The organism is Legionella pneumophila subsp. pneumophila str. Philadelphia 1 (genome assembly GCF_000008485.1).
GTDB lineage: Bacteria > Pseudomonadota > Gammaproteobacteria > Legionellales > Legionellaceae > Legionella > Legionella pneumophila.
The window spans coordinates 3,165,076-3,179,478 of record NC_002942.5; the positions used below are offsets into that span (position 1 = coordinate 3,165,076).

The following is a 14,403-nucleotide window of genomic DNA, read 5'->3' on the forward strand; positions in this document are numbered from 1 at the left end:
GCTTTGTTTGCACAAATTCGTTTAAGTCGTGCTGAATCTGCCTATAGCAAAATCCAGCACACTTTAATTCATCCTATTTTTCCTCAACAATCAGACTCTTATCTACAACCTCGCGTAAATCCCGCGACAAATCGAGTTTTGTAAGCTGCTCCAACTGGTTCTGTATTAACTTTTGTCTTGGTTCATCATAACTTCGCCAACGCGTAAAAGGCGTAGCCAAGCGTGCGGCGATTTGAGGATTTAGTTTGTCGAGCTTAATCAATACCTCACTTAAAAAGACATATCCGCTGCCATCCAACGCATGGAAGTTTCTGGGGTTAGCCATACAAAAAGCGCCAACCAGCGCCCGAACTTTATTCGGATTTTTAATACAAAAAGCAGGATGTTGAGTTAGTTTTTTGACATGATCCAATGTGCCTGGCAACTCACATGCCGCTTGCATCGCAAACCACTTATCCAGTACCAATTCATTATGAGACCATTGTTTATAAAATCCTTCTATGGCTTCATTTCGTTGAGATTCCCTGGAGCAATTGACTAGTAAGCTGCAACTGGCAATTTGATCCGTCATGGTACGAGAAGCCTTGAATTGTTCTCGGCATAATTCTAAAGCATCTGATTCGTTCGCTTTCATCATCAACCATAAACAAACATTTCTTAATTTTCTGCGTCCATAAGCTTGGCCATGCATGCGATGATCTTCTACTTCCCATAATTCTTTATAAAGATCAGACGCCTCAGTGTATAAGCCCAATCCCAATTGTTGACGGAAATAATCTCGCACTGATTCAACCTTGCTGACATCAACCCATTTCATGGTAGCTGCCACTTCTTCAAATCCTGGAGGTGTCAACAACTCTGCCCTGAGATCCATATCAAGAGAGTCATCAAGCAGAACATGCTGAAAGGCAGCAACAAGAGTTTTAGAGACTTGCCATTCACTGGCTGGCAATTTCAAGTTTTCATTGAGACAGTTAAGAACCAGGCGTTGTGCCGCATCCCACTTGGCATATCCATCCGTTTCATAACGCAATAAAAATAACAAGTCATCCTGATCCAGATCATCATAAATTTTCACAGGGGCTGAGAATTCTCTTAATAGCGAGACAACAGGCTTTTCATTTAGCCCAGAAAAAATAAAACGTTGCTCCTTTTCCTTTAACTCCAGAAGCTCGTTTTCTATGGGAATCATTTCCCCTTTCAAATCAAATAATGCAATGCGAACCGGGATATGAAATGGCTTTTTCTCATGGCACTCAGGCGTAGGAGGACAATTTTGTTGCATGGTAATTTCCAATCGTCCTTCTGAAAAATGGCTGAGAACGCGCACTTCAGGTGTCCCTGCCTGGCTATACCAGAGTTTGAATTGCGTTAAGTCAACTCCATTGGCATCTTCCATGGCAGCAACAAAATCATCAATGGTTACGGCATAGCCGTCATGGCGTTTGAAATAAAGATCCATGCCTCGTCGAAACCTCTCCTTGCCTAACAAAGTATGTTGCATGCGAATCACTTCCGCGCCTTTGTTATATACTGTCGCCGTGTAAAAATTATTAATTTCCTGATAGGATTCCGGCCTTACTGGATGCGCCATGCTCCCGGCATCCTCGGGAAACTGAGCACTGCGCAATACCTTAACGTCCATAATCCGATTAACATCACGAGAATTCATATCCCGAGAAAACTCCTGATCCCGGAATACAGTCAATCCCTCTTTTAAACTTAACTGGAACCAATCGCGACAAGTCACACGATTTCCTGTCCAGTTATGGAAATACTCATGGCCTACTACACCTTCAACATCCGCGAAATCTTGATCAGTGGCGGTTTCAGGGCGAGCGAGGATGTATTTGGAATTAAATATATTCAACCCTTTGTTTTCCATTGCTCCCATATTGAAATCACTCACCGCAACTATCATATAAATATCTAAATCGTACTCACGGCCATAAACCTCTTCATCCCATTTCATGGCTTTTTTTAATGATTCCATGGCATGAGAGCACTTGTCCTCATTCCCCGGTTCTACATAAATCCGTAAATCAACAATCCTGCCGGAGCAAGTAACAAAACTATCTCTAACGCAAGCTAAATTGCCCGCTACCAAAGCGAATAAATAAGAGGGCTTCTTGAAAGGATCCTCCCAAATCACCCAATGACGTCCATCCGCGGTTTCTCCGGTATCCATTAAATTACCGTTAGACAATAAAATCGGATATTGCTTTTTATCTGCAGTAATTCGTGTAGTAAAAGTTGCCAAAACATCGGGTCTATCAAGATAATAGGTAATTCGTCTGAAACCTTCTGCTTCGCATTGAGTACAGAATAAATGGTTAGAACGATAAAGTCCTGATAATTGCGTATTTTCTTGAGGTTTAATGCGAGTCACAATATTAAGTACTATTTCATCCGGGCATTGCTCTATAATAAGAGCATCTTTCGTCAACACATACTTCTCATGTTCTAAAGGTCGCCCATTTAAATGCAAAGCAATTAATTCCAGCTCTTCGCCATACAAATGCAAAGCGCCATCGTTTTGACGTGTTAACTTAAGAGTGCTGTTCACTAGAGCATGGTCATCATACAAATCAAAATTCAATTCCACAGTCTCAACTGTAAAAGAAGGCGGTTGATAATTCTTCAAATAAATGGTCGTGTCTGGCATAGTCATTGCTTCCTATAAAAAAAACGAATAAGTTTATTGATTTATGTATTAAATTAAGTGGTTAGTCTACTATACTATGAATTAAAAGAAGTAATTTTTGCTTTTATACAGGAAAGAGAAAAAAAAGAATCACATTATATCCTTCTCAGGGTTAAGTAAAAGGGGATGGCGCATGAATACACAAGATTTTTTAGCGGGTTATACCAAACGATTTGTTGATAACAAAGAAGAAGACATGAGTTTGGATGAATATCTGGAGTTGTGCAAAACGGACCCGACAGCATATGCCAACCCAGCAGAACGTTTGCTCATGGCGATAGGCGAGCCTGAATTGATCGATACCCGACATGATCCGGTTCTATCACGAATTTTCTCAAATAAAATAATCCATCATTATGAAGTTTTTAAAGATTTTTATGGAATGGAAGAACCCATTGAGCAAATCGTTGGCTTTTTGAAACATGCTGCGCAAGGGTTAGAGGAAACAAAACAGGTTTTATATCTTTTGGGGCCTGTTGGCGGTGGTAAATCTTCCATTGCAGAAAAATTGAAAGATTTAATGGAAAGAATCCCTTTTTATGCAATCAAAGGTTCTCCTGTCTTTGAATCTCCACTGTCATTATTTAACCCCTTGGAAGATGGTGAATTACTTAGAGAACGTTTTGGTATCCCAACACGCTACCTACGCTACTTAATGTCCCCCTGGGCAGTCAAGCGATTACAGGAATACAATGGCGACATCAGCAAATTCCGGGTTATTAAAGTCAAGCCTTCTCGACTCAAACAAATTGCCATTGCAAAAACAGAACCTGGCGATGAAAACAATCAAGACATTTCTTCACTGGTTGGTAAAGTCGATATCCGTAAATTGGAAGAATTTTCCCAAGATGATCCTGATGCTTACAGCTACTCTGGAGGCTTGTGTCGAGCTAACCGCGGACTTTTGGAGTTCGTTGAAATGTTTAAGGCACCGATAAAGGTCCTTCATCCCTTGCTGACCGCAACGCAAGAAGGGAATTACAATGCCACAGAAGGGCTTTCAGCTATTCCTTTTGAAGGAATTATACTAGCCCACTCCAATGAATCAGAATGGCAATCATTTAGAAACAATAAAAATAACGAGGCATTTATAGACCGAATCAACATAGTCAAAGTGCCTTATTGCCTGCGTGTTTCTGAAGAAATCAAAATCTATCAAAAACTAATCCATAACAGTTCTTTAGCAAATGCCCCTTGCGCACCTGGTACACTGGATATGCTAGCCCAGTTTTCTGTATTAACCCGTTTAAAAGAACCACAAAACTCCAGTATTTACTCCAAAATGCGCGTGTATAATGGAGAGAGTTTGAAAGATACCGATCCCAAGGCAAAATCGTATCAGGAGTATAGAGATTTTGCAGGGGTTGACGAAGGGATGAGCGGAATATCCACGCGGTTTGCCTTCAAAATCCTTTCAAAAGTATTCAATTTTGATCATACTGAAGTGGCCGCCAACCCGGTTCATTTAATGTATGTGCTGGAACGCCAAATCGAACAGGAACAATTTCCTCAAGAGTTACATGAAACCTACTTGAACTTCATTAAAGAATATTTGGCGACCAAATACGTCGATTTTATAGGCAAGGAAATTCAAACCGCTTACCTGGAATCCTATTCTGAGTATGGGCAGAACATATTTGACCGTTACATTACCTATGCTGATTTCTGGATTCAAGATCAGGATTATCGCGATCCGGATACTGGCGAGATATTTGACAGAGCCTTATTAAACCTGGAACTGGAGAAAATCGAAAAACCGGCAGGGATCTCCAATCCTAAAGACTTCCGTAATGAAGTAGTCAATTTCGTACTGCGCGCTCGAGCAAATAACCGAGGAAAAAACCCTGTATGGAATAGCTATGAAAAACTAAAATCAGTGATTGAGAAAAAAATGTTTACCAATACGGAAGATTTGTTACCCGTTATTTCTTTCAATGCCAAAGCATCTGAGGAAGATAAGAAAAAACACGAAGAGTTTATCTCTCGAATGGTAGAAAAAGGCTACACACGAAAACAAGTTCGCTTACTTTGTGAATGGTATTTGAGAGTAAGGAAGTCACAATAATAGGTAGGATCATTCATAACTCAATAGGTTATGAAATACAGTCAGGGTTAATAAGTAACTATCTGAAAAGATCAAGTAGAATCCTAAATTCAGATACTGCTTACAACCTGGCTAACAAAAAACTGACCTGCAGAAGGTGTGGAGCTAACAATTATGTCGCAATTAATTGATAGACGACAAAATGCTGGAAAAAAAAGCACGGTTAATCGCCAACGTTTTTTACGCCGTTATAAAAGCCAAATTAAAAAAGCAGTCTCTGAGGCTGTCGGAAAACGGAGTATTACTGAAATTGACCAAGGCGAACAAATCACTATACCAGCCAAAGATATTTATGAGCCCCAATTCCATAGAGGCCATGGTGGCCATATCGAACGTGTACTACCTGGAAATGATAACTTCATCGCCGGAGACAGGATAAAAAGACCCGGCGGTGGAGGTGCTGGAGGAGCTGGAGGTAACGCCAGCGATAGTGGTGAAGGCGAAGATAATTTTGTTTTTGAATTATCTCGAGAAGAGTTTTTGGAACTCTATTTTGAAGATCTGGAATTACCCGATTTGGTAAAAAAAGAACTAGCAAGAATTAGCACTTATAAAACAGTAAGGGCTGGCGTAACCACTAGTGGAATACCTAACAACATTAATGTCCTTCGCTCAATGAAACAAGCGACAGGACGCCGTGTCGCTTTAGCCTCCCCCTATAAAAAGAGATTAAAGGAAGCAGAAGAAGAGCTTGAACGGCTGAAACAATTGGCCAATCCAGACAAAATAGACCTATTGAAGCTTGAAAGAGACATTGAGTTTTTCAAAAAAAAGATACAAACTGTACCATTTATAGATACAATCGATCTGCGTTATAATCACCGTGTGCGTGTGCCTTCACCATCTACACAAGCAGTGATGTTTTGCGTAATGGACGTATCAGGTTCCATGGATGAAGCGAAAAAAGACATAGCAAAACGCTTTTTCATCCTACTCTATATGTTTCTTACCAAAAATTACGAAAAAATTGAATTGGTTTTTATCCGCCATCACACCTCAGCCAAAGAAGTTAATGAAGAGGAATTTTTTTATTCGCGCGAGACTGGCGGGACTGTTGTTTCCAGTGCCCTGGAGTTATTAAACACCATCATCGAGGCACGCTACCCTCCTCAAGCCTGGAATATTTATGTTGCCCAAGCATCAGATGGTGATAATTGGAATGCCGACTCTCCTTATTGTCAGGAGTTGCTGCAAGAAAAAATTATGCCTTTATTGCAATATTTTGCCTATATTGAAATTATGCCCCGTCATCATCAAAGTTTGTGGGAAGTATATCAACAAGTAAAAGAACGTTATCCTAATTTTGCCATGGAAAATATTGATAATGTTGCTGATATTTATCCGGTATTTCGCGAATTATTTAAAAGGAAAACGGTATGAGAAAAAAGCCTCTATCAACTGGTGCAGAATGGACTTTCGAGTTAATACAGGCCTATGATCGCGAAATTGCACGCATCGCCAAAAGCTTTAATTTGGATACATATCCAAACCAAATTGAAATCATTACCGCTGAACAAATGATGGATGCCTATTCTTCGGTGGGTATGCCTATCGGTTACCACCATTGGTCTTTTGGAAAACATTTTGTCAGTGTTGAGAAAAGCTACAAAAGAGGACAAATGGGCCTGGCCTATGAGCTTGTAATTAATTCCAATCCCTGTATTTCTTATTTAATGGAAGAAAATACCATGGCTATGCAAGCCTTGGTTATCGCTCACGCATGCTATGGCCACAATTCTTTTTTTAAGAACAATTACTTATTTAAAATGTGGACTTCTGCGGATGCTATTATTGACTATCTGGTATTCGCCAAGAAATACATCAGCGATTGTGAGGAACGCTACGGAATAGATGCGGTAGAACCAGTGCTTGATGCTTGCCATGCCCTTATGAATTACGGGGTTGATCGGTACAAACATCCCACACCCTTATCTATCCAGGAAGAAAAAATTCGACAGCAAAACCGTGAAATCTACATGCAATCACAAGTTAATGAGCTATGGAGAACGATACCTTTCAGTAAGCAAATCGATAAAAACGGACAAAAAAAACGCTTTCCAGAAGAGCCTCAGGAAAATATTCTCTATTTTATAGAAAAAAATGCCCCTTTATTAGAGCCTTGGCAGAGAGAAATAGTGCGTATAGTAAGAAAACTGGCCCAATATTTTTATCCTCAGGGACAAACTAAAGTGATGAATGAAGGGTGGGCCTGCTTTTGGCATTATACTATTTTGCATGCTTTGTATGACGAAGGTTTAGTGACTGATGAATTTATGCTGGAAATACTGCAAAGTCATACCAATGTCATCATGCAACCAGCCTATAATAGCCCTTATTACAATGGTATTAATCCATACACCCTTGGCTACCATATGATGCAAGACATCAAACGAATTTGTGAAAACCCAACAGACGAAGACAAAAAGTGGTTTCCCTATCTCGCGAATACTGATTGGCTCACAAGCCTTGATACGGCGATGCGCAACTACAAAGATGAAAGTTTTATCGCTCAATACCTGTCACCAAAACTTATACGAGATTTAAAACTGTTCCATATTGTTGATGACGACCGAAACTCCGAATTATACATCAATGCCATTCACGACGAATGGGGATATCAGCAAATCAGAGAAGCATTATCCAGACAATACAATCTGGGTTATCTGGAACCTGATATCCAAGTCTACTCCGTTGATTTGCAAGGAGATCGTTCTTTGACTTTAAGGTACTCCCAACAAAACAGAGTACCACTTGGAAGCTCAACAAATGAAGTATTAAAGCACTTGCATTATTTATGGCAATTTCCAGTCATATTACAGGCAGTTGATGGGGAAAATAAAATCACCGAGGAATTTAGTTGCCCACCTCTTAATAAAAATAAAACAGCGGAAACTAATTGATAGTCTTATATTACTGGCTCAAAATAGCTATTAGTTTTCTATTATAACTAAGGGCCAGTATCTATTCTTTTTCTTCTCCTTAATTCACTGCCCTTAATATGCTGCCAACCACCCGATCTAATGACTGCTCCTGATGCGATCTTGAAGCAACGAAACAATTTTATCTGGCTGCTCCTTAGACAATACCTTTCATTGAGGTAATGCGGGTTGTGGCAATAGAAATACTCTCCTAATAATTTCTTAATAATTTTGTACTATAATTTGCCATAACCAATCATTGGAGTCACTGCAATGCCTTTAACTCAAACCCAACGCCTGATTAATACCTACGGCGCTTCACTTAAAAATGGAACAATCTCTAACGAAGAACTGATTATTTTGCTGGATCCAAACACTTTTACAAAATCAGAAGGTTATGTTGATCCCAATGCCCCGGTTTCAGACTCCAATCATAGTAAAATGGATGCAATAAAGGATTTTGTATTAACCATCGGCCCGACTTTAGATTCTGAAATACTTCACCAATTAACATCTCGAATGATCGAATTATCGCCCCCCGGAGATAGAAACACATTTATGAGAGGCTCTAGCTTGGAAAAAGCTTTCTTAGCTTTTGAAATGGCTCACTACCCAACAAAAGCAGAGGAGCATTTCAACTCGACAAGAGTGAGAACAGAATTCCCAGGCGAAAATGATATAGACAATCTTAAAGCAGTTATTTTGAACCCAATCATTGCATTTTTCCAATCGCCTCCCGGAACCGATGAAAAATTAGAAAAACTTATCAAATTATGCACGGATTATAAAGAGCACTTGAAACCTTCTCTAACCGACGACGCTAATAATTTAGTAAATAAAAAACATGCGATTGTTACAAACATGCTAGCCGCCCTCACTGACAGCACAGCCCCAAATAACGCAACAAAAATTAAAAATATGGAGCAAATACTGACTGAAGAAAACAAAGCAACCTTAAAAGATCGCCGAGATTCATTTAGCGGTGCTAGATTTCTAGAAAGTATCCTGCACATATTGAGTCTGGGTATTTATTCAAAACTGACCAAAGGCACTTTTAAATTTTGGAAAAGCCATGGCGAGGCTCTCTCCGATAACATTGAAGAAGTTAGTAAACAGCAGCCTGGCATGAAATAAATATCAATCGATATCAATAAATTAACTTTAAAAAATAGCCTCTCAAAAATATTTAAAATTTATGAGAGGCATTAAAACAGTTACTCGGAAGCGAGTTCAATAGCGAAAGCTACCGCGAGTTTGGAGAAATTGGTCATATGTTCCAGGTTCAATAAATCCATTTTATCAGAAGAAGTATGGATGTATGGGTTGTGATCAGCGAAACTGGTTTCACATGGGAATGCAGCAGGAATATCTTCTTCATTCCAGGAAGCATGATCACTGCAACCATAACCACATCGTGAATAATCTACTGGCACATGAATATAATGATCAATTAATTTGGCCAAATAATTACTTAAATCTCTATCTGTGTAATCAGTAAATACCCACATAGTTGGATCATTGGCATCATTTCGATAACCGGTCATGTCAAATTGTACCACAGCCTTCACTGGAATTGATTGTTCCTGAAAGTGTTGGACTACGTGTTGTGAACCGACCAAACCTCTTTCTTCAGCAGCATACCAAATAAAATAAATGGGGCGCTTAAATGTTGTTTTAGAAGACAAAATAACCCGTGCGGCTTCCATAATGCTCGATGATCCACTTCCATCATCACCAGCCCCAGGCATACGGCCATCAAGAGTATCCATATGAGCACCAATAACAATAGCGGGGGCTTTGATGTCTTTGCCAATCACGGTAACCAGGGAAGGTTGTTTATACCACCCTGTTTTTACAAAAAAGGTCGAGGTATCAGTTCGTCCATACTCAACGGCCATCTGTTCAAATTTGGATTTTAACCAATTGGCCGTATCAACACCCGTATCTTTTGTTGCAGAGCGGTTATAATAGGAAGTCATATGAGTCAGAGTTTGCCATATGTTATCAGAGACAATTTCTTTTAGTGCCGCATTGACTTCTTCTTCATGCTTGATTTCATAAACGTCTTTATGTAATTTGGATACACCAAAGGGCTTAACGAGCTTTTTTTGCAGTAACTTTTGAGCAGATTGCTGTTGGTTTGCCGCTAAGGTTCCCGTTAATTTATGACTCACATTCACAAAATGGCCGCAACTGACTTTATCAGCCAGAATAGTCAAGGTCTCTACATCAGATGAAAGTACATCAATAATTTTGAATTCTTTATTCTCGGCCAAAATCTTATGGGGTACGGTTATTTTTGCAGCAAGGCATTGTGGGACTTGCAATTGCTCATGAACAGGCGACGTCGTTGCAAAACTTGAATTACTGGCGAGTATTAATCCTGATGTGATACAGGTCATCCATTGGTTAAAACGCATATCCTCTCCTAAGTTATTTAAATCGTTTTTGATACTACCTGATGAAACGAATATTGCAAACAAACTTTATTGTTGAATTGAAACAAAGACAAAAAATACTTTTTTAATATTAATGCTATTGATAATCATTTTCATTTGGTATAAAGTTCTGCATTACGCATCAATGAGCAAATATACTACAATGAATATAAAAAATATACCTATTAAGCCCCAAAAAATCCCTTATTACTTGTTTCTTTTGCTATTAACTGTCGGAGCAAGCCTGATACTTGGCTTTTTAAGCTTTGGAGGCATGTACGCTCTTTGGCCTGTGTTACCTTTGGCTTTTGCTGGTTTTGCGTTATCGGTAGCTTATGAAGGTGAAATCTATTTACAAAACATAAAAGGCGCTCTTAATAAACTGTTTAAATTTAACTATCTTAAGAATTACCTAGCCAAAGAGTATTTGCTGAATCATTTTCCAAACACCGACGAAGAAAATTGCCCGCAATTTTTCAAAGATTATAAAAAACAGTTAACATTATTGGCTGAATTTGGGCATAAAGAACTCAATCAAGACAGTAAGAAAAGAAAACGTCAAATTGAAAAAACACTCTCCGACATGGAAAAGTGGTTTGCCCTGCAATTGTTTTCAGATAAAAACAATCCTTCTCCAAACACATCCAAATACACCATAGAGCTACTTGACTGGCTTGCTTTAAATAAGCGAGACGAATGGATAAAACAATATGAAAAGCGTCATTTTCAATTTCATATTGTCAAAGGTTTTAGCGTGGTTGCCGGCCTTTTCATGGGGCTGGGAAGTACCTATCTGATTGTCGAAGCCTTTACGATCATCCCGTTTTTTGCCACCATTCCATTCACACTTTGGCCCATTATAATTCTTCCCATGGCCACCGTCGCAGGGGCTGCTTATGGAATGCTGACCTATAATGCTGTTACCGACATGATCAACAATAACACAGTTGTCAAATGGTATAATAAAATTCGCAATGATTTAAGCCAAGGTTTAACTGTACGCAATGTGTTTATAGCAACTACTGCTGTTTTTCTTGTTGGACTGGCACTAGCCCTAACCGTCTGTACTGCTGGAACATGGTGGACGATTGCTACAAATGCCCGCCCTTTATTTGACTGGATGAAAAAAATGCCCAGTTTTATTATGGGAATTATCAATCCCATTATAACCGGCGCCTCTGCTATAGTCTTTAACATACAAAACACGGCTGAATCACTGGATATGGTCGATGAAGCAACTCGTAGTAATAAGAATGTCTTCCAAAAAATTTACGAAGCAATAAGCAATGGATATCAGCACTTACGTGAAACTGAAAATTGGTTACAAATAGTTAACCCGTTTCGCATTCTTTTAAAATTAACCATTACCCCATTGCGTATTCTTTTGTTTCTGGGGCATTTGATCAGCGTTGCAGTCACATCGGATCGTATGCCTGGAGTACCGCAGATTCTTTCCGCGCTCGTTGCCATTATTAGCGAAGGCTTTGAAGATGCCCACTATTTTATTGGACATACCCATGAAGACGAACTGGATGAAGAACATGGACACCAAGATCATCACCAATTTGAAAAACTCCTAAAGGAAAGACTAGATCCTGACTCCGATCAAGATCATAATATGGATATTCCTACCTGGATATTAAAAACCATTGCTTCACCTATATATGGCTTGGCAGCACTCTGGGATTGTTCTGCCAGTAAGCTAAATCCTTCTCAAGAGAATCATAGTAAGAATTTGCCTTCTGGCAAAAAACCTCATGTGTTAAGTCTTGGAGAAGCATGGAATAAACAATGGGGAGTAGCCAAAGAGTTCAATGTTGAATTTAGTACTCATGCCAAACGCCCATCGCAAGAATGGCAAGTGGAACATGCTGTTGCCCAAATCGACAAATTTCAAAGAAAGCATCTCAAAGACATCGTTATCGGTCGCGAATTAGCCGATAAAAAAATCATCGCCCTCAATCATTTAAAAGAAAAAATACGCCATCCTGAAAAAGGAGAAACATTGAGTGACACTCTGGAGCAAGCTAAAAAGCAACCAGACTACAATCAACACAGACTATTTAACCAAAAAGGGGAAAAAACCCGTACACAACTTTTCATTGAAGAACTCCCAGAACGAATCAATCTCTCTTCTGGCAAATGATAGAGATTAACATTAGTACCTTAAAAAGCAGTAAGGAGTTCAGTTAATGATACTCCTTACTGGAGATAAAATATAATGTACTCTTAACTCAACAAGTTTTTCAGTCCTTCCAGGTGGGATTTGGCCAGTTTTTTTGATTGTTCTTCACAACGCTCCCCGCCTTTACCGAACCATTCCAGACTCTCTTGCGGCAATTCATCCAAAAATCGGCTTGGAACACAGTCTTGCAGTTCTCCAGCTCGACGTCTCTGCTTCGCTAAAGTAAAACATAATCCCTTCTGGGCACGTGTGATCCCTACATAAGCCAATCTTCTTTCTTCTTCAATTTGGTCATCATCGATACTCACTCGGTGGGGTAATAATTCTTCTTCCATCCCGACCAAATAAACAAAAGGAAATTCCAAACCTTTTGAGGCATGCAATGTCATTAATTGGACTACATCACTTGAAGATTCATCAGATTGTTCCAGTATATCGATTAGTATTAATTTATTCACAACATCCATGAGCGATTGTTCAGGTTCCTTATTCAATAAACGATTAACCCATTCTAAAAGCTCCCATACATTATCCATTTTTTTTTGTGCCTTGGCGGGAGAATCACATTGTTCATAAATATAAGCTTCATACCCAATATCTTCCACCATTTGCCTTAAATGCTCCAGAACTGAATCTGAACTGATACGTTTTTTAATGTCTTCCATCCACAATTTGAAATCATGAAAAATCATTCTCTGCTTGTCAGCAACAAACTCAGACAAGGCCAAATGATCGGATCCGTGATATAAACTTATCCCTCTGGACTGAGCATAGCGTCCCAAGGCATCGAGACTGCTCTCTCCTATACCTCGTTTGGGGGTAGTAATTGCTCGCAAAAAAGCGGCATCATCTGCTTCATTACAAAGTAATTTAAGATAGGCAAAAATGTCCCTGACTTCTAACTTGGCAAACCAGGACTGGCCTCCGCTGATATGATAAGGAATACCGTGATGTCTTAATACCTTTTCAAATATTCTTGCTTGATGATTTCCTCTGTATAAGATAGCGTAATCACTATAATTTGTCCGATTACGTAATTTATGGCTTATTAAATCAGCGATCACATGTTCCGCCTCATCCTGCTCATCCTTACAGCTGACAACCCTCAATAATTCCCCATGCCCCAAATCACTCCATAATTTTTTTTCAAATAAATGTTGATTATGAGCGATCAGATGGTTGGCAGCATGTAAAATTCGGCTGGTTGATCTGTAATTCTGTTCTAATTTAATAATCTTTAACCGAGGAAAATCTTTTTGTAACTGCGCCAAATTCTCTGGTTTGGCACCACGCCAGGCATAAATCGATTGATCATCATCACCCACAACCGTAAAGTGGGCACGAACCCCTGCCAATTTTTTTACCAGAAGATACTGGCTAGTGTTTGAATCCTGATATTCATCCACCAACAAATGACGAATTTTATTCTGCCAATATTCCAACACATCAGCATGATCATTCAGTAGATCGACAGGTAACCGAATTAAATCATCAAAGTCCACTGCATTATATACTTTTAATGCTTCTTGATAGCGTGGATAAATTGTTAACGCCTCGTCACATAAAAGTGTTTCCGGAGGGTTTTGGAGTATTAATTCGGGATTCAATAAATTATTTTTCCAAAGAGAAATTTGTTGTTGAACTTTGAGGATAAAATCTCTATCGGTTGCCTTATTAACAGGTAAAAAACCCCGCAAAATTTGCAAACAATCTTCACTATCAAAAATGGAAAATCCTGGTTTCAAATCGCATCTAGAAACATCACGCTTGATGATGCTTAGGCCTAATGTATGAAATGTCGCAACCTTTAATCCCCGCCTGCTTACAGCTGGTAAAAAGGCCGAAACCCTTGCGCGCATTTCATTCGCCGCTTTATTCGTGAAAGTAACGGCGCAGATGGAGTTGGCATTATAACCACATGAATTAATTAAATAACCAATTTTTTGTGTAATAACTCTGGTTTTACCACTCCCAGCCCCGGCAAGCACCAACAAAGGCCCATCAATATATTTTACTGCAGCCATTTGTTGGCTATTCAACATACTTATTCCCGC

At 39.3% G+C, this 14,403-nt stretch carries 8 protein-coding genes; 5 read left to right on the plus strand and 3 right to left on the minus strand.

What is annotated here, in order from left to right; genetic code table 11:
* Nucleotides 1–73: 73 nt before the first annotated feature.
* Complete coding sequence (pepN, locus tag LPG_RS14170; protein WP_015443934.1) at nucleotides 74–2,665, minus strand: aminopeptidase N; 2,592 nt, start codon at nucleotides 2,663–2,665, stop codon at nucleotides 74–76.
* A gap of 172 nt (nucleotides 2,666–2,837) precedes the next feature.
* On the opposite strand from pepN, the gene LPG_RS14175 reads away from it, so the two are divergent.
* The 4 genes from LPG_RS14175 (at nucleotide 2,838) to vipE (ending at nucleotide 8,860) form a co-directional block, all read left to right on the plus strand.
* Nucleotides 2,838–4,769, plus strand: coding sequence for a PrkA family serine protein kinase (locus LPG_RS14175; protein ID WP_011216651.1), 1,932 nt, complete (start codon nucleotides 2,838–2,840; stop codon nucleotides 4,767–4,769).
* Between the two features lie 153 nt (nucleotides 4,770–4,922).
* Nucleotides 4,923–6,188: a YeaH/YhbH family protein gene (locus LPG_RS14180; RefSeq protein WP_015443933.1), complete on the plus strand. Its 1,266-nt coding sequence runs from the start codon at nucleotides 4,923–4,925 to the stop codon at nucleotides 6,186–6,188.
* On the plus strand, nucleotides 6,185–7,708 hold the full coding sequence (locus LPG_RS14185) for a SpoVR family protein (RefSeq protein WP_010948499.1): 1,524 nt from the start codon (nucleotides 6,185–6,187) through the stop codon (nucleotides 7,706–7,708). Before LPG_RS14180 ends, LPG_RS14185 begins: the two co-directional genes overlap by 4 nt.
* A gap of 291 nt (nucleotides 7,709–7,999) precedes the next feature.
* A complete protein-coding gene (gene vipE / locus LPG_RS14190; protein ID WP_010948500.1) occupies nucleotides 8,000–8,860 on the plus strand; it encodes a Dot/Icm T4SS effector VipE in 861 nt (286 codons plus the stop codon).
* A gap of 80 nt (nucleotides 8,861–8,940) precedes the next feature.
* On the opposite strand, the gene lapA is transcribed toward vipE, so the two are convergent.
* Nucleotides 8,941–10,146 carry an aminopeptidase LapA gene (lapA, locus tag LPG_RS14195; RefSeq protein ID WP_015443932.1) on the minus strand — a complete coding sequence of 402 codons (1,206 nt, stop codon included), beginning with the start codon at nucleotides 10,144–10,146 and terminating at the stop codon, nucleotides 8,941–8,943.
* Nucleotides 10,147–10,327: 181 nt separating this feature from the next.
* On the opposite strand from lapA, the gene iroT reads away from it, so the two are divergent.
* Nucleotides 10,328–12,310 carry a T4SS effector ferrous iron transporter IroT/MavN gene (gene iroT / locus LPG_RS14200; protein ID WP_015443931.1) on the plus strand — a complete coding sequence of 661 codons (1,983 nt, stop codon included), beginning with the start codon at nucleotides 10,328–10,330 and terminating at the stop codon, nucleotides 12,308–12,310.
* Between the two features lie 83 nt (nucleotides 12,311–12,393).
* On the opposite strand, the gene LPG_RS14205 is transcribed toward iroT, so the two are convergent.
* The gene (locus LPG_RS14205) at nucleotides 12,394–14,391 is read right to left on the minus strand and encodes a UvrD-helicase domain-containing protein (RefSeq protein WP_010948503.1); all 1,998 of its coding nucleotides are present in this window, start codon (nucleotides 14,389–14,391) and stop codon (nucleotides 12,394–12,396) included.
* Between the last annotated feature and the right edge of the window lie 12 nt (nucleotides 14,392–14,403).

What these genes read in the sequence shown, in the direction of transcription:
- pepN (WP_015443934.1), bottom strand. Translation starts at nt 2,665, where the DNA reads ATGCCAGACACGACCATTTATTTGAAGAATTATCAACCGCCTTCTTTT.
- LPG_RS14175 (WP_011216651.1), top strand. Translation starts at nt 2,838, where the DNA reads ATGAATACACAAGATTTTTTAGCGGGTTATACCAAACGATTTGTTGAT.
- LPG_RS14180 (WP_015443933.1), top strand. Translation starts at nt 4,923, where the DNA reads ATGTCGCAATTAATTGATAGACGACAAAATGCTGGAAAAAAAAGCACG.
- LPG_RS14185 (WP_010948499.1), top strand. Translation starts at nt 6,185, where the DNA reads ATGAGAAAAAAGCCTCTATCAACTGGTGCAGAATGGACTTTCGAGTTA.
- vipE (WP_010948500.1), top strand. Translation starts at nt 8,000, where the DNA reads ATGCCTTTAACTCAAACCCAACGCCTGATTAATACCTACGGCGCTTCA.
- lapA (WP_015443932.1), bottom strand. Translation starts at nt 10,146, where the DNA reads ATGCGTTTTAACCAATGGATGACCTGTATCACATCAGGATTAATACTC.
- iroT (WP_015443931.1), top strand. Translation starts at nt 10,328, where the DNA reads ATGAATATAAAAAATATACCTATTAAGCCCCAAAAAATCCCTTATTAC.
- LPG_RS14205 (WP_010948503.1), bottom strand. Translation starts at nt 14,391, where the DNA reads ATGTTGAATAGCCAACAAATGGCTGCAGTAAAATATATTGATGGGCCT.